The 22,642-nt window shown below is 63.9% G+C and carries 22 protein-coding genes; 6 read left to right on the top strand and 16 right to left on the bottom strand.

Annotated elements, in window-relative coordinates; all coding sequences use genetic code 11:
* Positions 1-7 precede the first annotated feature (7 nt).
* On the bottom strand, positions 8-901 hold the full coding sequence (locus LDN82_RS19450; protein ID WP_224165495.1) for a sigma-70 family RNA polymerase sigma factor: 894 nt from the start codon (positions 899-901) through the stop codon (positions 8-10).
* Between the two features lie 17 nt (positions 902-918).
* Complete coding sequence (locus LDN82_RS19445) at positions 919-1,377, bottom strand: carboxymuconolactone decarboxylase family protein (protein WP_224089223.1); 459 nt, start codon at positions 1,375-1,377, stop codon at positions 919-921.
* Positions 1,378-1,469: 92 nt separating this feature from the next.
* On the opposite strand from LDN82_RS19445, the gene LDN82_RS19440 reads away from it, so the two are divergent.
* Entirely contained in the window at positions 1,470-2,507 is a 1,038-nt protein-coding gene (locus LDN82_RS19440) for a zinc-dependent alcohol dehydrogenase family protein (protein ID WP_224165494.1), read from the top strand.
* Positions 2,508-2,584: 77 nt separating this feature from the next.
* Here LDN82_RS19440 and LDN82_RS19435 read toward each other — a convergent pair whose 3' ends face one another.
* The 13 genes from LDN82_RS19435 to LDN82_RS19375 form a co-directional block, all read right to left on the bottom strand.
* On the bottom strand, positions 2,585-3,811 hold the full coding sequence (locus LDN82_RS19435; protein WP_224167579.1) for a pyridoxal phosphate-dependent aminotransferase: 1,227 nt from the start codon (positions 3,809-3,811) through the stop codon (positions 2,585-2,587).
* A 52-nt stretch (positions 3,812-3,863) separates the two neighbouring features.
* The gene (locus LDN82_RS19430) at positions 3,864-4,793 is read right to left on the bottom strand and encodes a PASTA domain-containing protein (RefSeq protein ID WP_224165493.1); all 930 of its coding nucleotides are present in this window, start codon (positions 4,791-4,793) and stop codon (positions 3,864-3,866) included.
* Positions 4,794-4,847: 54 nt separating this feature from the next.
* On the bottom strand, positions 4,848-5,321 hold the full coding sequence (locus LDN82_RS19425) for a hypothetical protein (protein ID WP_224165492.1): 474 nt from the start codon (positions 5,319-5,321) through the stop codon (positions 4,848-4,850).
* Complete coding sequence (locus tag LDN82_RS19420; RefSeq protein WP_224165491.1) at positions 5,318-5,884, bottom strand: phage tail protein; 567 nt, start codon at positions 5,882-5,884, stop codon at positions 5,318-5,320. The genes LDN82_RS19425 and LDN82_RS19420 overlap by 4 nt, the downstream gene beginning before the upstream one ends.
* The gene (locus LDN82_RS19415; RefSeq protein ID WP_224165490.1) at positions 5,871-8,498 is read right to left on the bottom strand and encodes a baseplate J/gp47 family protein; all 2,628 of its coding nucleotides are present in this window, start codon (positions 8,496-8,498) and stop codon (positions 5,871-5,873) included. The genes LDN82_RS19420 and LDN82_RS19415 overlap by 14 nt, the downstream gene beginning before the upstream one ends.
* Positions 8,495-8,929, bottom strand: coding sequence for a GPW/gp25 family protein (locus LDN82_RS19410; RefSeq protein WP_224165489.1), 435 nt, complete (start codon positions 8,927-8,929; stop codon positions 8,495-8,497). Before LDN82_RS19410 ends, LDN82_RS19415 begins: the two co-directional genes overlap by 4 nt.
* A gap of 13 nt (positions 8,930-8,942) precedes the next feature.
* Positions 8,943-9,281 (bottom strand): hypothetical protein, encoded by a 339-nt coding sequence (locus tag LDN82_RS19405; protein WP_224165488.1) that lies wholly within the window; start codon positions 9,279-9,281, stop codon positions 8,943-8,945.
* Between the two features lie 3 nt (positions 9,282-9,284).
* Positions 9,285-10,805 carry a phage baseplate assembly protein V gene (locus LDN82_RS19400; RefSeq protein ID WP_224165487.1) on the bottom strand — a complete coding sequence of 507 codons (1,521 nt, stop codon included), beginning with the start codon at positions 10,803-10,805 and terminating at the stop codon, positions 9,285-9,287.
* Between the two features lie 13 nt (positions 10,806-10,818).
* Positions 10,819-11,577 (bottom strand): hypothetical protein, encoded by a 759-nt coding sequence (locus tag LDN82_RS19395; protein WP_224089204.1) that lies wholly within the window; start codon positions 11,575-11,577, stop codon positions 10,819-10,821.
* A gap of 1,184 nt (positions 11,578-12,761) precedes the next feature.
* Positions 12,762-13,238, bottom strand: a complete 477-nt coding sequence (locus LDN82_RS19390; RefSeq protein ID WP_224089202.1) for a phage tail protein — start codon at positions 13,236-13,238, stop codon at positions 12,762-12,764.
* Position 13,239: 1 nt separating this feature from the next.
* Positions 13,240-14,712 carry a phage tail sheath subtilisin-like domain-containing protein gene (locus LDN82_RS19385; protein ID WP_224165486.1) on the bottom strand — a complete coding sequence of 491 codons (1,473 nt, stop codon included), beginning with the start codon at positions 14,710-14,712 and terminating at the stop codon, positions 13,240-13,242.
* A 37-nt stretch (positions 14,713-14,749) separates the two neighbouring features.
* A complete protein-coding gene (locus LDN82_RS19380; protein WP_224165485.1) occupies positions 14,750-15,412 on the bottom strand; it encodes a hypothetical protein in 663 nt (220 codons plus the stop codon).
* 165 nt (positions 15,413-15,577) lie between these two features.
* Positions 15,578-16,531: an NAD-dependent epimerase/dehydratase family protein gene (locus LDN82_RS19375; protein ID WP_224165484.1), complete on the bottom strand. Its 954-nt coding sequence runs from the start codon at positions 16,529-16,531 to the stop codon at positions 15,578-15,580.
* Positions 16,532-16,667: 136 nt separating this feature from the next.
* On the opposite strand from LDN82_RS19375, the gene LDN82_RS19370 reads away from it, so the two are divergent.
* Genes LDN82_RS19370 through LDN82_RS19360 form a run of 3 tightly spaced genes read left to right on the top strand, consistent with a single transcriptional unit; the run spans position 16,668 to position 19,238 of the window.
* Positions 16,668-17,420 (top strand): TetR/AcrR family transcriptional regulator, encoded by a 753-nt coding sequence (locus LDN82_RS19370; protein WP_224165483.1) that lies wholly within the window; start codon positions 16,668-16,670, stop codon positions 17,418-17,420.
* Between the two features lie 41 nt (positions 17,421-17,461).
* Positions 17,462-18,268, top strand: coding sequence for an oxygenase MpaB family protein (locus tag LDN82_RS19365; protein WP_224165482.1), 807 nt, complete (start codon positions 17,462-17,464; stop codon positions 18,266-18,268).
* Entirely contained in the window at positions 18,261-19,238 is a 978-nt protein-coding gene (locus LDN82_RS19360; protein WP_224165481.1) for a DUF817 domain-containing protein, read from the top strand. Before LDN82_RS19365 ends, LDN82_RS19360 begins: the two co-directional genes overlap by 8 nt.
* Positions 19,239-19,259: 21 nt before the next feature.
* On the opposite strand, the gene LDN82_RS19355 is transcribed toward LDN82_RS19360, so the two are convergent.
* A complete protein-coding gene (locus LDN82_RS19355) occupies positions 19,260-19,850 on the bottom strand; it encodes a hypothetical protein (protein WP_224165480.1) in 591 nt (196 codons plus the stop codon).
* A 232-nt stretch (positions 19,851-20,082) separates the two neighbouring features.
* Here LDN82_RS19355 and dnaK point away from each other — a divergent pair, with 232 nt between their 5' ends.
* Positions 20,083-21,948 carry a molecular chaperone DnaK gene (gene dnaK, locus LDN82_RS19350; protein WP_224089174.1) on the top strand — a complete coding sequence of 622 codons (1,866 nt, stop codon included), beginning with the start codon at positions 20,083-20,085 and terminating at the stop codon, positions 21,946-21,948.
* 2 nt (positions 21,949-21,950) lie between these two features.
* The gene (locus LDN82_RS19345; protein WP_224165479.1) at positions 21,951-22,631 is read left to right on the top strand and encodes a nucleotide exchange factor GrpE; all 681 of its coding nucleotides are present in this window, start codon (positions 21,951-21,953) and stop codon (positions 22,629-22,631) included.
* Positions 22,632-22,642: the final 11 nt, after the last annotated feature.

Below are 22,642 nucleotides of genomic sequence, written 5' to 3'. Positions count from 1 at the left end.
AGCCAACTCACAGCGAAACCCGCGTCAGCTTGTCCGGATTCGAGATCTGCCGCAACCCGCGGATGGTGCCGTCAGGGCCGCCGTCGAGCACCAAGACGTCGGCGCGGCCCGAGTGCCGGAGTACCAGCGCTGGTTCCCCGTTCACAGCGATGAGCTCGGCAGTGACGGGCTGTACGGGATCGAAAACCACCGCTTTGCCGAGGATGCCCGCGAAGAACCGCCCGATCCGCTCCGCCCCGAACACCGGGTTCATTGCGCTCCTGACCTTGCCGCCGCCGTCGGCCCAGAGCACTGCATCCCGGTCGAGCATCGCCACTACCGTGTCAATATCACCCTGCTCGATGGCTCGTACAAGCTTCTCCAAGGCTGCGCGATCCTTGGTCCTCGGAGCGGGAGCGTCCGGGTCGATGTCCAAGCGGCGCTCCGCCCTGGAGATCATTTGGCGTACAGCAGTGGGAGTCTTTTCCAGGATGTCCGCGATTTCCGGCGCGGACATCCCAAAAGCGCGGTGGAGCACCAGGGCAGCCCTCGCCTCCGGCGCCAGCTGCTCAGCCAGGTGAAGCAAGGTCAAGGACAGGAGCTCGCGGTTGGCCACGGCTTCTTCCGGAAGCCTGGAGGTGTCCACCGGCTCCGGCAACCAAGGCACGGTGTAGTCCTCGCGCGCAGCGGCGAGTTGGCGGACCCGGTCAACCGAGCGCCGCACGCACACCGTTGTCAGCCACGCGGGCCAGGATTCCACGCGGTGGCCATCGGCCTTGCGTTCCTGCCGAACGGCATCGATGGCAACCTCGGAGACGACGTCCTCCGCATGGCCGAAATCTCCCAACATCCGGTAGGCGATTCCCAACAAACGATTCCGTTCGCTCTGCCACGCGTCCGTGGCCGACACCGCAAGACTCATGCCCTCCACGCTACCCCTCAGACGATCGGGTTCTTCTCATCTACCGGCGGCTCCATTTGCGTGCTCACGGCAATCCTGTTCCACACATTGATCGTGGAGATGGCCAGGATCAAACCGCCCATCTGGCTGTCGTCGAAATGGGTGGCGGCCGCATTCCAGATCTCGTCGGTGACGGTATCCGGACCGAGCTGCGTGACGGCGTCGGTCAAGGCCAGCACCGCCTGCTCGCGGGCATCGAAGAACACCTTCGAATGCTGCCACGCCGCCACGGCATGCAACTTGCGGGCAGGAATCCCGCGCTTCCGACCGTCAGTGGAATGCATGTCCACGCAGAAACCGCAGCCATTAAGGATGGAGGCACGGAGCTTGATGAGTTCGTACAAGTCGGGATCAACCGACTTCCGGGCGTAGCCCTCCAGCCCGATGACAGCGGCGTAGCCGAGTTTGTTGCTGTGGCCGATATTGATGCGGGTCATGTTGTTTCCCTTCCGTGGTGGTGCCTTACATCAGAGATGTCGTAAGGGGCGGCGGAAGTGTGACAGGGGCGGCTAATTGTTAGAGTCGGTCGATGCGCGCAGTAGTTTTTGATGAGGTCCGGACCCAACCCGACGTTCGGGAGGTCACCAAACCCGAGGCTCCCGCTCGAGGTGTAGTGGTGAAGGTTTTAGCCACCGGCATGTGCCGCAGCGACTGGCACGCCTGGGCCGGCCACGATGACATAGCGGTGCCCCACGTTCCAGGCCACGAGCTCGCCGGTGTCATCGACTCCGTCGGGGAAGACGTCCAGCGCTGGAAGGTCGGCGACCGCGTCACCGTCCCCTTCGTTTGCGGGTGCGGTAAGTGCGAATGGTGCCTTGATGGTGACGCGCAGGTGTGCCCCGACCAGGAGCAGCCCGGCTTCACCCACTGGGGATCGTTCGCCGAATACGTGGCCCTGCACGCTGCCGACAGCAACCTGGTTGCCATACCGGAAAGCGTTGAATTTACGACGGCGGCAAGCCTCGGCTGCCGCTTCGCCACGGCATATCGTGCCCTGGCAGCCCGTGCCCAGGTGAAAGCCGGCGAATGGGTGACAGTTGTGGGCGCGGGAGGCGTGGGCCTCAGCGCTGTGATGATTGCCAAGGCCATGGGAGCCAAGGTCATTGCCGTGGATCGGAACCCGGAGGCCTTGGCCGTGGCTGCACGTTTGGGTGCAGACCACACCGTGCTTGCTGACGGTGCGGATATCCCCGCCGCGGTCAACGTCCTCTCCAACGGAGGCAGCCACGTGGCGGTAGACGCCGTCGGAAGTGAACAAACCTGCGCAGACGCAATCCTCAGCCTTCGCAGGCGGGGCCGGCACGTCCAGATCGGCCTGTTGCCCTCCATTGACGGCAACCCGCAGGTGCCGATGGCCCGCGTGATCGGCTGGGAACTGGATGTCCTGGGCAGCCACGGCATGGCCGCGGTGGACTATCCCGGAATGATGGCCCTCATTGCACAGGGTGCGCTCCGGCCGCAGCTGCTGATCGAACGCACTATCGGCCTGGAAGAAGCAGCGCTCCTATTGCCCGGCTTCGATAAGGCCAGCCCCGCAGGCATGACGATGGTGGACCCGGCGCGCTAACTGCCTGGCACCCCAACTGGGTCGCATTTGTGCGCGTTTTGAGCCGTCAAAACGCGCACAAATGCGACCTAGTTGGGTTAGTCCACCGGGCGGTTCCGGTACGCCGCCAGGAAATGCTCGATCCTGCGCACGGCTTCCTCGATGTCCTCCACGGTCGGCAGGATCACGAAGCGGAAGTGGTCCGGGGTTGGCCAATTGAAGGCCGTTCCGTGCGAGACGAGGATTTTCTGTTCCTGCAGGAGTTGAAGGACGAACTTCTCGTCGCTCTCAATGGGGTAGATCTCAGGATCCAGCCGGGGGAACAGGTACATTGCGCCCGCGGCGGGGACGCACGAAACGCCCGGGATCGCGGTCAACAACTTCCACGCCAGGTCCCGTTGCTCACGCAGGCGGCCGCCGGGACGAATGAGTGCCTCGATGCTTTGGTATCCGCCCAGGCAGGTTTGGATGGCGTGCTGGGCGGGAACGTTGGAGCACAACCTCAGCGAAGCCAGCAGTTCCAGGGATTCGCGATAGGCAGCCGTTGCGGTCAATGGTCCCGTCACGGCAACCCAACCCGCACGGTAGCCGGGCATGCGGTAAGCCTTGGAAAGTCCGCTGAACGTCAGAACCGGGATGTCGTCCGCTACCGCGGCGGTATGAATGTGCGGGGCGTCGACGTAGCGGATCTTCTCGTAGATCTCATCGGAAAAGAGGACGAGATCATGCTTCCTTGCGAGCGCCGCGAATTGCTCAAGGATGTGCCTGGGGTACACGGCCCCTGTGGGATTGTTCGGGTTGATGATCACGATGCCCCGTGTGCGCGGAGTGATCTTTGATTCGACGTCGGCCATGTCCGGCCACCAGTTCTCGTCCTCATCGCAAAGGTAGTGCACGGCTTTGCCGCCCGTGAGCGTCACGGCCGCGGTCCAGAGCGGGTAGTCGGGTGCCGGGATGAGGATCTCGTCACCGTTTTCCATGAACGCCTGCAGGGTCATGGAAATGAGTTCGCTGACGCCGTTGCCGATGAAGACATCCTCGACGCCGATCGTCATCAGTCCGCGCGTCTGGTAGTACTGCGAGATCGCGGTCCGGGCGGAGAAGATGCCCTTGGAATCGCTGTAGCCCTGGGCCCCGCGGATGTGGTGGATCATGTCCACCACCACTGACTCCGGCGCTTCCAACCCGAACGGTGCCGTGTCCCCAAGGTTCATCTTGAGGATGCGGTGTCCCTCGGCTTCCATGGCCTTGGCGGCCTGGAGGATGGGACCACGGAGTTCGTAGCGGACATTCTGGAGTTTGCTGGAGTGCTGCATCGGACGCATGGTTGATCTTTTCATGTCAGCTCCCCGGCAAGGCAAACCCGTCCCGAAATAGTCACGGGTTCAGCCTCACCTCGCAAAGTTGGGGGTTGCTGAGACAAATGTTTACGGGATCAAGGATGATGCTGGACCTCAATTCAGTCCGCACCAAAACGAGTGCGTTGACGTTGACTTTAGTGCCGACGTCGGGATTGACCCCCACCACTATGCAGCGCGTCAGGGAGAGGGGAGGCGAGCTTTGGCAGGCGGAACCCTGGGTGAAGTCCAATTGCAGTTGTGCTGCCTGGAAGGCGTTGCGGGCTGTTTCGATCCGTGATCCCAGGACACTGGGCACGGTGGCCTTCACGGGCACCGCAATTTCCAGGTTGACCGTGCTGCCGCGGCCCACTTTCTCGCCGCCGGCGGGACTCTGGTTGACTACCGTACCTTCGGGCGAGGCGCTTTCGATCTCGCTCGTGGCTGCTTTGAAGCCGGCGTCAGTGAGGATCTGGACCGCCTCAGCTTGCGGCTTGGCTTTTACGTCCGGAACGTTGGCGTCCTTGAACATGAAGTACAGGATCACGCCGATAACGGCCAGCAGCACCACACCCCCGATGATCACCCACAACCAGGGGAATCCCGGCGTCGGCTTCGGTTTCTCGGCGGCCGGGACAGTCAGTGTGACCACATGCGCCTGGTCCGCGTAGTCCTCGGGTGCGTCGTCGGCGGAGTAGGCGATCAGCTTCACCGGGTAGCTCCCCTCGGATGCCCCCGCGGTGTCGAAATTGACCACGTATTGTTCGGTGGCCCCCGCGGCGATGGTCCGCAATGGGTTGGGGATGCTGGTGTACGTTTTCGACGGCGGATTGTTCACCTGCCCGGGGAAGGCTCCGAGCACCACGCGCTCGGAAGTGGTGGAGCCGTTGGTGACGGACGCTGTCAGCGAACCCTTCCCATCTTTAAGGACGACATCCGGGGAGCTCAACGTCATGGTGATGGCAGTCATGGCACAACAACTCCTGGGATCGCGGTTTGTAGTTTCGGCGCACAGCAGCTCATCTCAGCCTCCGGCTTTCTGGATCAGCAACACACAAGTCCCCAGGGGACAGACGATTCCCAGCTGTCCGCCCGAGGTCCCGAAGGTCAGGTCCACGGTTTTCCCTGGGCCTGAATTCTGCTCAGCGCGCGTCCCCTGCACCAACAGCGAGACGGTGACCGCCTGCTGCGGGGCGAGTCTCGCCCGCTTGGTGGGAGGTCCGAAATAGAACAGGCCTCCACCGAATTCCTTCACATCGAACACGCACGCACCCGTTACCACCAGCTGGGTATCCGACGCCGAACACGAACCGCCTTGAGCAGACAGGTCTGCTGAGGTGAGTTGCGCGCCCGCGGCTGCGTCGAAGAATCCGCCCTGCCATTCCCGTGCGGCATCGTTGTTTCCGCCACCGCAGCTGACGCCGAACACCAGCACCAACAGCGCAATCACTCCGCAGGCAATCACCACAAGAATCGGCGTGCGGTTCTCCTTATTCATGCGTCGTCACCGTTCGCCCGCACTTGAACCTCATCCGTCACGTGTGCGGGCTTCATGCCTTTGACGATCCGCCTGACCAACTCCAGCTGCCCACCCGCTTCCGCAGGAACCAGCACCCTGATGTGGAAGGCGCCGGGCACGGATTCGACGTCGAATCCGGGCACCCCCGTGGCCAGGTGCAGGAAGCGGGTGAGCCCGTCCACAGTGCCGCGGCGGGCAGAGAGCTGCGCCGCGGCTGCGATGAGGTCCCGTTGCCGCGCTATGGAAATTGCGCTGGCCACCGGAATGCTCCCGGATCCAGCGCCGGCCTCCGGACCGGGCAGCGTCAGCCAGTCCAGATCCACCCACCGCGAGAGAAAAGGAATCAACGACGACGGCGCGCGGCCGGGATCGGGAACGTTATGGATGCGGTCCAGGACCTGCCGGACGGGCTCATGCATGTCCTCGGCCACGGCAAGCAGGGCCTGCAGGGGAGAGCTGGTATCGGCGGCCACCTGGAAAACTTCCGGCAGGACCTTCAGCAGCTTGGACCCGGATGGCCCCATGGGCTCAGCCCTTGCCATGGACCACCTCGATCCTGTGGTCACCCGAGCAGAACAGCCAGGTGTCGGGCAGCGTCACGACGTCGTCCACCACGCGCCGTGTGCAGCTCTCCCATTTCACGGTGTTGTCAGTGCTGCGGTACACGCCTTTGGGACCGGCGGCGAGGACCAAGGGTTTGCCGTCAAGGATTGCCCCGGACACGGATTTGACCGGCTCGAAGCGGGTGCGGTCCCTCAACGGCAGATTGCAGTTGACGTCCGGCACGCTCCACTGCGCCGACGCCTGGCCCAGTTGCAGGCGCAACACACCGCCGCTCTGGGTAGCGGCATAGGCAGCGTCGCCCATCACGTGGACACCCCAGCAACTTCCCCCGGTCCAGCCAGTGCTGAACTGCTCCCAAGAATCCATGAACGACTCATCGAAATCGGTACGGCCCAGCTCATCGATCTTCAGCCGCAGGCATCCCGTCCCGGTCCCTTCCGGCACTGCGCGGCCGAGCCACACATAGCTCGCACCGCCGTCGTACTGGATGGTCATGCAGCGGATGTCCTCGCCGGCGGCCTTGACCTGCTTGAAGCTGTCCGCGGTACCGGCGTCGGGGGAGAGCCAGACGCCTTCCGAGGCCTCCGCAGCCACCACAACACCTGTCCGCCCGCGGACGTCCACCAAGGCGTCCACCGCGTAAAAGCCACGATCCGGCTGGGACGTATCCACCACGTTCTGCACGGGGATTGCCCCTTGGCTCATGGAAAGTTCGTACAGTCCGCGTTCGCCGGCAAGCAACAGCAACGGCTCGCCTTGACGGTCCACCCAACACAAATCGGCGACGACGAACCCCAGCTCGGCTGCTTTGCGCCAGGATTCGCCGAGGTCCTCGCTGATGTAGATACGGGAACCAGTGCCGGTCACCGTGCTGACGGCCACCATGCCCGGATGCCGCTCCGGACCCACCCGGCCAGGTGCGGGGGAACGGAACGGGGCGATGGCGCGGACGGTTTCTTCCGCCTGGTCGCCGTCGTCGCCAAAATCCGCACAAGCTTCCCAGCCGTCGGCGGCGTTGGTAGTGCGGAACAGGGTGCCGCCTTGGGCCACGAACCACGTCTTGTCCTGGCCTTCAGCCTGGACCAAGGACACGGCATCACTGTCCGGAACTTTGTCCACTTCCAGCCTGACGCGGTCCACATACTGAACGCCAGGCTCGGCCTCCTCCATGGCACGGTACAGATTGGAGACACGCAGTGGCTTCCCAAAGCCGGATCCATAACTGGACGAATCCGGGCTCAGCGGACTGATCCCCTCAGACAGGCGGCCCACGATCCTGGATTTCACGGCCTCGGCGTCCTCATCGGGACGAACAACGATCCGCGCATCCACCAGCACCTGTTTGTAGAGGCCCCAGCGCACTACAGGCTCGGCGCCAACCGTGGACCGCCTGCGGAGATATTGTTCCACTTCAATCCGCACTTCGTCGCGTGCATGTGACGCAAGGTCCGCTGCGCGTAATGGTTGGGCCGCCCCCGCCCTGCCGCCGGGAACGAATGGCACCAACACAATTTCTACTTCGCCGGGCCTGGCAAACGCCCACAGATCCTTCCTCGTGAACGCCCTCGCCCGGCCCACCCCGCCGTGGCGACGTGCCAGGACCTCGTAGTCCCGGACAGTGACTGCGCGGTCGCGGGCTTGAAAATCCTGGGGCGCGCGCCTCAGGGCGTTCTCCAAGGACTCGCCATCGCGGCCCCCGGTGGCTGGTTCAGGATTAGTGACCTTGGCACCTGGAACAGGGGAACGCAACACCGTGAGCTGACCCGCGCCCACGTTGCCGCCCGAACCGCCACCGCTGCGGTACCAGGCGCGAACCTCGGCGCCCGGCCCTGGTACCAACGGCCCCTGCCCGGATTCCGTCCGCCCCTTGGACTCCTCGTCCCACCAAGCGAACATCGCGACGCCGGCACTTCGATCAATCCGCACCGGCATCTCACCCGGCCTTGCGTCAGCAAACGCCTCCACTTCCTTGCAGTACCGGAACGGCTTTCCGTCCACCAGGACAGCCTCGCCACTGCTCAGCCGCGTCCCCGCCGGAACTTCGACGGCGACCGCCAGCCCAGCGCCCGAGACGATCGGCGCGTTCGGGATCACGAAGCTCTGGCCCGGCCTGCCGGTACCGGTACCAATCGGTACCGCGTCATACATGGTGACGTCGGCTGCGGGGACCAGCACGCTGGTCTTGCCGGGCGCCAAAGTGGCTGCCGCCGTCGTCGTAAATACTGGCTGGGGTGAACCCGGAACCCCTGGCGGGCAGCTGACCTGTGTACCCCTGGGGATGCGGATTTCCTGGACTGCGCTTGTGCCTGTGGCGGATGAACGGCTGAATTCCAGCATCGTTTCGGCAGTGCTCGGCGGGTACAGGGACGTGCCGAGGAGATTCAAGTAGACGGCGTAGAGCTTGTCCGGCACACGGTTGAGCCGGTACATGAGCGTGTCCGTGAGGTAGGCGAAGGCCTCGACGATGGTGATGCCGGGATCGTGGACGGAGAGGTCCGTCCATTCAGGGGCGATTTGCTGGATGCGTTCCCGGGCACCGGCCACAAGGTCCGCGAAGCTGCGGTCATCCAGGTTGGGCACGGGAAGACTCATGCTGCACCGCCGGATTCCACGGGCAGGGCGATGGCGATCTCGTCCTCAAACTGGGTGGTGCGGACACGGTATTTCAGCCGTACCTCGAGGACTTCGGGATCCTCCGGAGAGCGTGACGCATCCAGGGAAAGGACCGTGATGCGCCGCTCCCACTGCTCCACGGCCCGGGCTACGTAATGGATAGCCAGGCCTGCCGTAGTGTCGTCGGCCGGAGCAAACGCCAAGCGGAACAAGTGGCAGCCGTACATCGGACGGTTAACGCGCTCGCCGGGCCTGGTGCTCAGCAGCAGAAGGAGGGCCTGGCGGATGGAGGCTGCATCCGTCACAGTCGCCAGCCTGCCTGACGGGGTGATGCGCAGGCCCGGGACCCCTGCCGCGGCGTCGAAGTCCGGATGGATGAAAGCAATCGAAGTGTAGCGTGGGGCGCTCATGCCAGTGCCTCTCTCATGAACCCGACCCCACGAACGTTTGGCCGGGCCGGCGCACGTTGTATTTAACTGCGCCCGGAGGTGTGCCGTCGGTGAAGCCCTCCACAGTGTCCAGGCAGATGGCTTTGCCCCCGATCCTGATGAAGGTTGAGTAGCCCTTGGTGACCGGCAGGGTTTTATTGCACGGTTTGATGTTGATGCCAATATGCGGGCACATGCTGATATCCCGGTCTTGGGGATCCGTCGCCACCAGGATGGGTGACTTTTTGATGCGGACCCACTCCTGCGACGGTACGTTCTCCACTTTGCCGTCGTGCCCACAGCGCAGGATGGCCTCCTTGACCAGGATCCTCATGGCTTAGGCCTCCTCAAAGTCGACTGATTTCGCGCGAATTCTCATGGCTTTACCCGGAGCTTCCAGGACCAGGTCCGTGGCAGCGGTGATTCGAAGCTTGTCCGGCCCCAGCTCCACCGACGAGCCATGTCCGTCCGTGAAACTCACGGTGCGCGCACCGCCGTCGAGCACTATTTGTTGGCCGTCCGCACTGCGGAACGTATAACGGCTCTCCCGTGGTGTGCTGACGTTGTTGTCGGGCGTTTGTTCGCTGCCGTACAGGCCGCCGAGGATGATGGCCTGGGCCGGATCCGTGGCCGGAAGAAGCACCAGGACGTGGTCGCCCGGAGCGGGCGGGGTGACCATTCCCTTCCCGGAACCGGCGGCCGCAGTAAGCACAGGAGCCCACGCGGTCTGGAGATCCGGGTAGGCCGGCAGTTGAACACGGGCACGCCCCCGGGCTTCGGGATCGTCCACGTCAGTGATGATCCCGAGCGTAAAGACGTCCGGTCGTCGTTCAGGGACGGGGCTGGGCGGGCGGGTGGTCAGGGTGGTTTCGTAGCCAGTGCCGTCCAAACGGTGTGAGGCGCTCGCGATCAGGTACGTTCCCTCGATGGATGGCGCCACCCCCTTGATCCTGACGCGCCCACCCGCCCTAAGCCGCGGATTGCCCTCGGCCACGAACACCGCCGTGACCTGGCCGGCCATCCTGACGTCCAGCTCGGACTGCGCCAATCCGTCCGCCTCCTGGGTGGATTCCAGTACCTCGTTGTCCCGCCGGAGTTCGCCGCCCGCGCCCACACTGGCCAACGTCGGGTCAGCTGTGACGCGGGCCTTCGCGTCGCTGCTGCTCGTTTCGGCCTTGTGGACTGTGGCGTCCTCCGCACGCCAGCCGTTGATCATTGCGGACGCGTACGCGGGTTCCTGGCTGACCTCGATCTCTGCCGAATGAAGCGACTCCCCGAGGGTGAGCTCCAAGGGTTCGCCTTCGCCGTCGAGTCCTGTGAGCCTCAGGGCGCCGTCGTGGACCACAGGGTAGGCGCCCACCCGTGCACTTTGTTCAACCAGGAGGCTCAGGTCCGTGCGGGCGCACTGGTACACCCGGCCCAGCTTTGCCCGGCCTCCCACTACGTCCAGTCCGGTGCCCTCGCAAAGTTTCCGTGCGAGGCCTGCGAGATCCACGTCCTCGTGCAGCCTGGTGAATTGGCGCTTCCTCAGACGATGGAGGGCATCGTAGGCACGGATGCGGATTTCTTGTCCGAGGTTGGCCTCGTAGCTGTACTCCACCACGGTCACCTCACCCACGAAGAGCGGAGTCCGATGGCCGCCGAGCTCAACTCTCAGGGCATCACCGGGGGCCGGATCCACGCCACCCCTGGCCGCAGCAGTCCTCCCCGGGCCGGGTCGCCAACTGATGAGGCACTGGGCTGGCCTCGCCAAAGAACCCAGCACCTGGACCGAAACGATGGCAGCTGTTTCTGCGGTTGTCAGTCGTCGTCTACCCAGGCTGACGATGAGTTCGGGAAGGCCCTGGACCTGCCTCATAATGCTTCACGCCTCATGGTGCTTCACCAACCGGCGGAACGGCGAGCGGCCCGCTGAAGTGAGCCGGGTCGTCAATGTCGTTGTACTCCAGGAGCAGCTTCCAGAGCAGGGGCGTCCCGAATGCTTCAACCGAAAGTCGCCCCAACTCAGCCGGCGGCACCTCGGGAAGGAGCTCCCCGCCGTCGGGCATTGCTGCGTCCCTGTCCGTGCTGCCATCGCCCGTGACAGCCAGCGTGTCCACGGGCGGGGCCGTCAGATCCACGGCAGGGAGTCGCTGGGCGAGCTCGTAATTCTCCCCGCCTTCCTCGTCGGCAGACTGGCCCACGCGCACGAAGACCATCCGCATCCAGGACCTGAGCGGTGAACCGTCAGGGGCGAAGCGGTCAAAGCGCTCCGCCACCTCGGTCACGATCCCCGGCACATTCCACGCGCGGCCCCATACAAACCGGACCGACGGCGGTCTCCGCTGGCGCTGAACCTCCGCGCTGTTCTCCGCGAGGGCCCAGATGGGCCTGGTCATTTGCCGCACATCCTGCACATGGAGCGACGCCGGCGCGAGGTCGACGTCGAAGAGCAGGTCCAGCCTCAGCTCGGTGTGGCCGCCTCCCGTAAAAAGCAGAGGGTCATCGGCCAGTCCGCTGCCGCTAAGCTTGCCGCCCGCACTTCTCCGGGGCTCCACTCCGGCCGAGCGCTGCATCACCACCGTTTCCGGGTTGAGCAGGCAGCCAAGGTGTTCCCCGGTGTCCTCGATCAGGAAGGCGACACGTTCCATGTCAGACCGCCAAGTGTTCGTTAGTGAGGCGGGCTTGGCGGGCGATTGCCTGGGTTAGCGGAGCGGTTGCCGGGCTTGATTCGTTGGCGCTTGGAATGGGCCGCGGGGCAAGGTCCGGCCAGGCTCCCTTGAGGGCCGGTGCCGGGGTATGGGTGTTTTGTGGGGCCTGTTGTGCGTCCCGTTCTTGGTTTGAAGGGCGCATGTCGGGCCCCGCGACGGGGGGTGTCTTCGATGGATTAGTGTGTTGGCGCCGTGTGGGGGTGTGTTGTGGGGCCTGCTGTGCGTCTCGTTCTTGGTTTGACTCGTGCATATCTTGCCCTGCAACGAGGGGTGTCTTCGAGTGGGTCGTGTGCAGGTGCAGGGCGGGGGTGTGTTGTGGGGCCTGTTGTGCGTCCCGTTCTTGGTTTGACTCGTGCATATCTGGCCCTGCAACGAGGGGTGTCTTCGATGGATCGGTGTGTAGGCGCAGCGTGGGGGTGTGTTGTGGGACCTGCTTTGCGTCCCGTTCTTGGTTTGGAGCGCCCATATCGGACCCTGCAACGGGTGGTGTCTCCGAGCGATCGGTGTGTAGGCGCAGCGTGGGGGTGTGTTGTGGGGCCTGCTCTGCCTCCCGTTCTTGGTTTGAAGGGTGCATATCGGGCCCCGCAACGGGCGGCGTCTCCGAGCGATCGGTGTGTAGGCGCAGCGTGGGGGTGTGTTGTGGGGCCTGCTCTGCCTCCCGTTCTTGGTTTGAAGGGCGCATGTCGGGCCCCGCAACGGGCGGCGTCTCCGAGCGATGAGGGCGAAGTCGCAGCGTGGGGGTGTCTTGTGGGGCCTGTTTTGCGCGCCAAGAGCGTCCCCAAGCACGCAGAGTGGGCCTCGCAACGGAAGGGGTGTTGGTCGGCGCGGAGGGAGGAACCAACCCGGCGTCGCGCAGTAACTGGACCCAATGCTCCGGTGCGCCTTCCACGTTCAGGCCCCGCACCGGCGTCGAACTTTCCCACGAAGAAGGCTCCGAAACGCCCGCGTCCTTGGCCGAAGGCCCCAACGCGCCCGCACTCAAAACGCCACCTCCAGAAACACCCGCAGCCGGAGAACCCACACCCGCACCCGGAGAACCCGAGTCCCGGCCCGACCGACGATCCAGCCACGCAGCCACAGCCCGCAGCCGATGCGCAGCCGCCCGCCGCCAGGAAAAGCCAGGCTCAGGCGACGGGAGCGCGGGCATCGTCGAGCTCCAGGCGGTCGTATGCGATGCTGAGGGATTCGATGGCGAGGTCCTTGCCCAGTGCGTCAAGGGGTGCGCCGAACCAGTCGCATGGCCAGGCCCCCAGGAGGTTCCAGCGGCGGACTTCCACGGAGCCGGCATCGTTGAGCATGGCGATGGAGACGTTCCGGCGTTCCACCTTTCCGTCCACGGCTTTGAAGAGCCACTGCAGCATCTCGGTGGAGTCCGTGAGCCCGTACTTCAACGTCACCGGGGTGTACTCCACTTGCCCGGGGATGACGCGGACTGTGCTGTTTTCGCCGCCTGAGCGGTAGAGGATCCGGTCGATTTTCAGGCCGAGGCCCTCCACTTTGGTGAAGTGGCCCTGAACTACGCCTTGGATCACGAGCTTGAAGTTGTAGGCCCGGTACGGGTCCACCACGTTGCCCGGTTGGGCGGCAGGTGTTGTTGTCATGTCAGGCTCCTGCGCTCTCTGTCTCGCTGGTGTTGTCCGCCGACTGCATGAGCTTGAAGATCACAAACTCGGCCGGTTTCACGGGCGCGATCCCGATCAGCGTGACCACTTGCCCGGCATCGCGGACCTCTGGAGGGTTGGTTTCTTCGTCGCACTTCACGAAAAATGCCTGTTGAGGAGTAGTCCCGAGCAGGGCGCCGTCCCGCCACACGTTGGTCAGAAACGCCCCGATATCGCGCCGGATCGACTTCCACAGCGTGTGATCATTGGGCTCAAACACCACCCAGCGAGTCCCGTCAGCCACCGATTCCTTGATCATGTTGGTCAGGCGACGCACATTCACGTACCGGTATTCGCTCGCCTCCGGAGCCTTGGTCCTGGCGCCCCAAATCCGGATGCCCTCGCCCGGGAAGTACCGGATACAGTTCACGCCCGCCGGGTTCAGGACCTCCTGCTCCCCGCGGCTCACGCGCCGCACAAGATCGATCGCGCCTTGGATGGGCTCGTTGGCTGGCGCCTTGTGGACGCCACGGGTCGCGTCGACGCGCGCCCAAACGCCTGCAATATGGCCCGACGGCGGTTGCGTCACCTTTTTCCCGGACACGGGATCGATCATCACGATCCACGGGAAATACAGGGCCGTATAGCCGCCGGGGGATTGCGGGGCGCCGAGGTCCTGCTGGCCGCTGGCTTCGATGGCTGACCCCTCCCGGCTGCCGGCGGCGGCGGGTCGCGCTGAGTCGGGCCAGTCGGGGGAATCTGAGGAAACCGAGGAGGAAGACGACGGCGTGCTTTCGCTGGCTTCTGTGCCTGCAGGTTGTTCTGACGTGTCTTCGGCTTCGCTGGCTTCAGCTTCGTCGGCGTCGCCCGAGCCGGCGTTGCCCGAGCCGCCACCACCTGAGCCGGCGTCGTCACCCGGCCCCTCATCCGCCGTCGACCGCTCGTCTGCCGTGCCCGAATCCCGCGCACCTACCGGAACGCCGGACGTCGCGGCCCTGGTGAGCGCCCCGACGTCGTCAACTTTTTCCACTGTGTCCATGATGGCCATGCGGTCCTGGCGGAGCGGGTGCTCCACATGCGCAGCCAGTGCCGCATAGGATTCAGCGTCCGCGAAGCCCGGCGCAGCCACCATGGAGATGTCGTCCACGGCCTCGAAAAGCGTGAGGCCTGTGGGCTTGGTGGCTGTGCCCGTGAGGCTGCCGTTGGTCCCAATGTTCACCACATAACAACGGCTTCCTCCGTTTGAGAAGAAGCCGTAAACAGCGTTGGAGAGCGGTGTGCCCGCTGTCGCGTTGCCGACATATTGGTCAACGAACTGGGTCCAGTTGTCCAGTACACGGAGTTCATCCACCAAGGCGTCCTGGTCCGGGGCTACGCCTACGAACGCTGCGATGCTGGTGTTGACCTGCCCGATTGCGCGTGCGCCGCTGGGCACTTCCTGAACATAGACGCCTGGCGCCTGGTAGTTCGCCATGGTGCGCTCCCTTTCCTGCCCGCGGGTGTCCGCGGATTTACTCCCACCGGATGATGACCGGCAGGCTGCTGGTGCTGGCCGAGACTTCCTTTTCGGTGCCGCTTACTGCCACGGCAAAGTGCTGGAGTTCATCCGCCGAGGCCAGGACCTCGAAGTGGCCGGTCGCATCGCTGACGACTGCCGTGGCGGAAGAATGGGCATGGATGTAGGCGTCGGGGATGCCTTTGTTGTGGACGTCAACGAGCCGTCCGTGGATCCGGCGGGCAACGCCGGTCTTGGCAATGAGCGGTTCAAGGACAGGCGGTCCGGAAGGCTCTTCGAAGCGCAGCGCCACGGGGATCCGGACAAGGAACCCAAGCCCTTGCCGGATGGCGCCTGAATACTCCTCGGGACGGAATTCGCCGGTGGAAACTACCGAGTATTGGCTGTGGCGTTCCACGGCCAGGAGCAGTTGCTCCATATTGTCCAGTTGTTCGGGGCCGTGGCATTCCACTGCCACCCGGAGTTCGAGGTCCAGGACCGGGCCATCGCGACGTGACCTTCCCACGCGGTTGAGCGTGACTGCATGGACGGTGACGGGAGCGTCAGGGGTGGAAACGACGGCGTCGGGGGAACCGTCGTCGAACCTTACGCGCTGCGGAGTGACGGCGTCGGAAAGTACCCCCAGAAGGTCGGTCAACGACGAACGCACATAGCCCACGGCAGAACCCAGAACTCGAAAGGTGACCAGAATTGCAACTGGGACTAGGTTACTCCCGCTGTTGCGTGTAGTCACTGGGGAAACAGGAGTAACTCCATTCGATTGAAGCTGACGCAACTGAGTCGCAGCAGATGCCCTTTTGAGCGCCCAAAAGGGCATCTGCTGCTACTTACTTGGGTGACGGGTGGTGGCAGCTTGCCGGACAGCGTCCCGCCACCACGCCACTGTTGCTGCGGCAGCTTCCGGGAGGGGCGTCGGTTCGAGGCCCAGGAGACGCTGGCTTTGGGAGGAATCCATCACGAACGGCCGCTCGAATTGGTACAGCATCTCGGCAAGCTCCCGCATATCGGTCGAAAAGAGACCCGCCGTCCTCAACACCCACCCGGGAATGGCACTCACCTTCGGAACAGAAACGCCGGCGGCCTCAGCGAACGCCGCAGCAAGTTCGCCTTGGGTCAGGGCTGGGCCGGTCGGAGCATGGAGCACGGTGTTCCAAAGCCTTGGATTCCGGGCCGCCGCGATCATGGACGCCGCGAGGTCCGGGACATACGTGAACGAGTGCGGTTGCCGGGCGCTGCCAATCACCAGGACGGATTTTCCCTCCGTGACAAGCGGAACCATCCGCTCGCCGGCGTGGGCCATCCTCACCCGTGGGCCGAAGAAGTCACCGGCCACGACGCTGACTGTGTTGGCTTTGTGCGCAGTGCGGGCCCTAAGCAGTTGCGTACGGACCCCGCGCTTGCCGCCTGAGGCTTCCCGAGGACCCGCTTCAGTCATCACGCTGTCCGGCTCGCTATAGGAATAGAGGCTCTCTGGAAATACGACGACGGCGCCCGCGTCTGCCGCTGCATCCATCACCACTTGTTCGGCTTGCGGTAGCTCGGCCGCCCACGCTGCGGCGCGGTATGCCGATCCGTGGATGCAATGGAAGACCGCGGCCGCACCGTTGAGTGCCTGGCCTGTTTGCTTGGGATCGGAGGCGTCGACGCGCATCCGTTCAATGAGGGGATGGTCCGGGCCGCTGCCGGAGCGGGTCAGAATGCGAACGTCTTCCCCCTGCTCAGCGAGCTGTTCGGCTATGGTCCAACCAACGGGTCCTGCTCCGGTGACGACGTACATGCTGATCTCTTTCCTCGAAGTCCAATCTAATGAGAGAGCACTGCTCTCTAAATTCAGAATGAACCTCAGCACCGTCAAAGTCAAGAGCAGTGCTCTCATTTGTTGATGGTGCTCTCCCTTGTGGCAAGCTGGTTCCATGTCCTCCACAGCGCCCGGCGCCGAAGCTGCCCCTAAAGCCCAGCCGAAAGCCAAGCCCCCGACTCCCCGCGAGCGTGCACGTGCTCAAACCATCGCCGATATTGTCCGCCTCGGCCGGGAGCACCTCGCCGTCCACGGTGCGGCGGGGCTGTCGCTGCGGGCTGTTGCCCGGGACCTTGGCGTCGTTTCTTCGGCCGTTTATCGCTACGTGGAAAGCCGGGACGAACTCCTCACGCTCTTGCTCATCGACGGCTACAACGAGCTCGGCGACGAAGTGGATGCAGCCGTAGCGGCTGTTCCCGAGAATGATTTCGCAGGCCGGTTCCGCGCCCTGGGCAAGGCTGTTCGTGCGTGGGCGCTCAAGGAACCAGCCAGCTATGCCCTGCTTTTCGGCAGCCCGGTTCCCGGCTATCAGGCACCAGGTGAGCGAACCACGGTTCCCGGAACACGTGTCATCTATCGCCTCGTGGGCATCTTTGAGGAAGCTCATCGCGCAGGCGCCCTGGAGGCGGAAGTGAATCCCGCCGTCGTCATCCCACCAGGCTTGGCAGAAGACATGCGGAACATCCGGACTGAACTTGGGGTCACGGTGCCCGAGTCTGCGCTCGCTCGGGGCGTGCTGGCGTGGACGTCCGTCTTCGGGGCTGTGAGCTTTGAAGTGTTCGGCCAGTATGGGCCGGATACGTTCGCCGCGCGCGACGAACTTTTCGAGCACCAACTGCTGGTCCTCCAGGGCATGGCGGGCCTGTGACCATCGGACCAGCGACCAGGAGCAGACGGTAAAGTATCAAGATGGTTCGAGGGCTTGCTGACATCGGCGCGGAGGGCATATTGCTCGCCGGCGCCGGGCGCGCCATCCTCCTTCAGATCGCTGACCCGAGGGTGGGGCACGGCGTCGCGGACCATAGCGACTTTGCCCAGCGGCCGCAGGATCGTTTGCGGGCCACCCTGACATACGTTTATGCGATCGTTTACGGTTCAGACGAGCAAGTTGCTGCGGTTCGCCGCGCCGTCAACCGCGCCCACGCACCGGTGCGCCGGAACCCGGACGATGCGACAAAGGGCTACAACGCTTTCGACCCCGGTTCACAGCTTTGGGTTGTCGCCACCCTGTACGACACCGCCGTCACCGTTTACGAACAAGTGCATGGACCGCTCGACGACGATACCGCCGAGCGCATGTACCGCGACTATGCACGCATTGGGACGGCATTACAGCTTCCCGCTAACATGTGGCCGCCGGACCGTGCAGCCTTCGCAGGGTATTGGTCTTCGCACTTGGACACGCTGAGGCCGGATGAAAAAGCCCGCAAGATAGCCAAGGATTTGCTGTATCCGGCAGGTGGGCCGGCACTCATGCGCCTGGCCATGCCACTTGCCCGCTTCCTGACCGCCGGCCTGCTTCCGGACCACCTGCGCGAGGGCTTCGGCTTGGAGTGGACTCCCCGCGATGACCGCCGCTTCGAGCGGACCATGCGGTGGCTCGGACGCGTCTATCCCCGGATCCCGCGGCGGATCCGGCACTGGCCCAAGGACTACTACCTCAGCCACCTGGAAACCACCCCGTCCAAGTCGAGGGGCAGGGCAGGGAATGCGTAATTCGACCTCGGTGGAGCAAGCCATCGACGACCTCGCGCACCGCTATCTGCAGCGTACGCATGCCGACATGCAGCACGCCCACGGTGGCCGACTCCGCATGCGCCTTACCGAGTTCGTGGTGTTCGGACTGAAGCAGGCATGGGCCTGCGTCTTCGGTGCAGCCCTGCTCGCGGTGATCATCGCGGCGCGCCTCTGGTACCCGGATGACTCCGGCCTTGCACGGAATGACTTCCTGACCATCGCTGCCGTCGTCATTCAGATCCTGATGATCAGTTTCAAGCTTGAAACGCTTCGCGAGTTGCGGGTGATCCTGCTGTTCCATGCCGTGGGAACAGTCATGGAGCTGTTCAAGACAGACGTGGGCTCGTGGTCCTACGAGGCCGAGGGCTTCCTCCGGATCGGTGCTGTTCCATTGTTCAGCGGGTTCATGTATGCGGCTGTGGGCTCGTACATGGTTCGTGTGTTCCGGCTCTTTGACCTCCACTTCGACCACTACCCATGGCGGTGGATCACGGCTCTTGTGGCTGCCGGGATCTACGTCAATTTCTTCTCGCACCACTACATCTTCGACGCGCGCTGGGTGCTGCTTGCCGCCGTCGTGCTTGTCTACGGGCGGTGTGTGATGCATTTCCGCGTGTTCCGTAAGCGCTTCCGGATGCCGATCCTGGTGTCCTTCCTTTTGGTGGCGCTGTTCATTTGGTTCGCCGAGAACATCGGCACGTGGTCCCACGCGTGGCTCTACCCCAACCAGGTGAATGGCTGGCAGGCGGTCTCGATCGATAAGCTCCTCGCCTGGTTCCTGCTGATGATCATTTCCGTGGTGCTCGTGGCGTGGGTGTACAAACCTGAGCCTCCGCCCTTGGGCCGGTACCCTGCCGACACCCGAATCCCTGCCGACACCCAAGCCCCTGCCGACACCCAAATTCGTGGGGGACACCCGGATATCCGTGTCGCCCGCCCGCCGGAGTGACGTCGGGCCGTTTGCGTGGCATCACGCTTCGCCGCGGGCGGCCTTGAGCGCCGCGCGCCTGGCTTGGAGTAAAGGCTCGACGTCGGGAATCCGCCTGAGGTCCATGGCTTGCGTATCGCTACGGTTGCCCCGCGCATCGATGACGATTCCATAGCTGCCTGCAGCAGCTCCCGCCGCGAACCAGTAGTCGGTTCCGTTCCAGAGGGTGAAATCTGCAGGAACACCGTCCACCATGGCGCTCAGGTGCTCGTGAGTGTGTGCCGCGAAGGTCGCGGATTGACTCTGCAACTCCTCCAGCGACTTCGGCGGCCCGGCGATGGCCTGCCACCGGTTTCGCACCACCTCCAAGGGATCACGCGTAGTTGTGATCACTTCCAGTAGCGGACCAGTGGCTGGATTCGCAGGAAACGCGTTCCCGTGCACTACGCCACCCTCACTGGCGTCCATCTGCCATGAACCCAGCATCAAGGGTCCGCCCCAATCCTCAAGCCGGAACAGGGGGAGGCGCTCGGCAGCATGCCGGACCCTCTCCTCCAGCTCGTCGTTCATAGCCCAGAACGCATCCGGCGGCATGAATCCAGCGAAGTCCATCGCGTAAGTCTGCCAGTTCACGCTGGGCGAAACCAGCCCTCAGAACCGCGTGATTCCGGGGCAAATTCCAGCCCGAAAGTCAAAGTTGAGCGTACCTCACTCAACTTTGGATTGACATTGAAACGAGGCTGAGTACAGTTGAGTGCAGAACGCTCAACTAGCCGATTGTTGAGTGGGCTCCCGATAACCCAACCGCCCAACGGACCGGTGCCGGGGGCAATCTCCAACATCGGCCATTGAAAGGAAACAAGATATGTCACGTGCAGTAGGTATCGACCTCGGAACCACTAACTCCGTGGTCTCTGTCCTTGAAGGTGGCGAGCCCACCGTCATCGCCAACGCAGAAGGCGGCCGCACCACGCCGTCGGTCGTTGCGTTCTCGAAGTCCGGCGAGGTCCTGGTTGGCGAAATCGCAAAGCGCCAGGCCGTCAACAACATCGACCGCACCATCACTTCCGTCAAGCGCCATATGGGCACCGACTGGTCCGTCGCCATCGACGACAAGAAGTACACGCCGCAGGAAATCTCCGCGCGTATCCTCATGAAGCTCAAGAACGACGCCGAGAGCTACTTGGGCGAAAAGGTCACCGACGCCGTGATCACCGTTCCGGCATACTTCAACGACGCCGAGCGCCAGTCCACCAAGGAAGCCGGCGAAATCGCAGGCCTCAACGTCCTCCGCATCGTCAACGAGCCCACCGCGGCTGCACTGGCCTACGGTCTGGACAAGGGCAAGGAAGACGAACTCATCCTGGTCTTCGACCTCGGTGGCGGTACCTTCGACGTCTCCCTCCTCGAGGTTGGCAAGGACGAAGACAACTTCTCCACCATCCAGGTCCGCGCAACCGCAGGCGACAACCGCCTCGGTGGCGACGACTGGGACAACCGCGTCGTCGAGTGGCTGCTGAACCAGCTCAAGATCAAGGGCATCGATCTCTCCAAGGACAAGATCGCCCTCCAGCGTCTCCGCGAAGCTGCAGAGCAGGCCAAGAAGGAACTGTCCTCCTCCACCAGCACCAACATCTCCCTCCAGTACCTGTCCGTCACGCCTGACGGCCCGGTCCACCTGGACGAGCAGCTGACCCGTGCCAAGTTCCAGGACCTCACCAAGGACCTGCTGGACCGCACGAAGAAGCCGTTCCACGACGTCATCGCCGAAGCCGGCATCAAGGTCTCGGACATCGACCACATCGTCCTCGTGGGTGGTTCCACCCGTATGCCCGCTGTTTCCGAGCTCGTCAAGGAACTCGCTGGCGGCAAGGAGCCCAACAAGGGCGTCAACCCGGACGAAGTTGTGGCCGTCGGTGCGGCACTGCAGGCCGGTGTCCTGAAGGGTGAGCGCAAGGACGTCCTCCTCATCGACGTCACGCCGCTGTCCCTCGGCATCGAAACCAAGGGTGGCGTCATGACGCACCTCATCGAGCGCAACACGGCTATCCCCACCAAGCGTTCCGAGACCTTCACCACCGCAGACGACAACCAGCCGTCCGTGGCCATCCAGGTCTTCCAGGGCGAGCGTGAATTCACCCGCGACAACAAGCCGCTGGGCACGTTCGAACTGACCGGCATCGCTCCGGCACCGCGTGGCGTCCCGCAGGTCGAGGTCACCTTCGACATCGACGCCAACGGCATCGTCCACGTGTCCGCCAAGGACAAGGGCACCGGCAAGGAACAGTCCATGACCATCACCGGTGGCACGGCACTGTCCAAGGAAGACATCGACCGCATGGTCCGTGAAGCCGAGGAGCACGCCGCAGAGGACAAGGCCCGCCGCGAAGCTACGGACACCCGTAACTCCGCCGAGCAGCTCGCCTACTCCGTGGACAAGCTGATCGCCGACAACGACGACAAGCTGCCCGAAGAGGTCAAGACCGAGGTCAAGGCCGACGTCGACGCCCTCAAGTCCGCGCTGGAAGGCACCGACGACGCCGCCGTCAAGACTGCGTTCGAGAAGCTGCAGGCTTCCCAGACCAAGCTCGGCGAAGCCATCTACTCGCAGGCAGCCGCAGCTGACGCTCCGGGCGCCGGCGCTGAAGGTGCTCCTGCCGGCGAGAAGACCGCAGCCGACGAAGACATCGTCGACGCTGAAATCATCGACGAAGACGAAGCGAAGAAGTAGCCATGCCCCACCACGGCAACGAAGCAGAGCACTCTGAAGGAAACGGCGACGAGCGCGAAGGCACCCGTCAGCAGAAACCGGTGATTCGGGACAACCGCAAGGTTGACCCGGAGACCGGGGCTGCCCGCCACCCCGAAGGCGAAGCTGCTGCTCCCACCGAAGGCAACGCCGCCCCCACGGAAGGTGACGCTCTCTCCCAGGCTGAGGAAATCCTCAACGGGGTCGAGGTCCCTGCCGAGGAGTCGGTAGCCTCCGGCGCCGCGGCTGAAGCCCAGGCAGCGGAGCTCCGCAACGACCTCCTTCGCCTTCAGGCTGAATACGTCAACTACCGCAAGCGCGTCGAACGTGACCGCGCCGTAGCAGGAGAAATGGCCGTCATTGGCGTCCTGAACTCCCTGCTCCCGGTGCTGGACGACGTCGACGCCGCACGCCAGCACGGTGACCTCGAAGACGGCCCCTTCGCCGCCATCGCCACCAAACTGGAAAACGCGCTGAAGACGTACGGACTGGAACGCATCGCGGAAACAGGTGTCGAATTCGATCCCACCATCCACGAGGCACTCATCCAGCAGCCCGGCGAGGACATCGACGTGGACACGGTCAGCCAGGTGCTGCGCTCGGGATACCGCTCAGGTGAGCGGGTCCTGCGTGCGGCCCAGGTCATCGTCGCGGTTCCGGCGTAGTCTCACCTTGT

The organism is Arthrobacter sp. StoSoilA2, assembly GCF_019977195.1.
Taxonomy (GTDB): Bacteria; Actinomycetota; Actinomycetes; order Actinomycetales; family Micrococcaceae; genus Arthrobacter.
The sequence above is the reverse complement of the archived record's forward strand: the minus strand, read 5'-3'. Positions and strand labels throughout refer to the sequence as shown.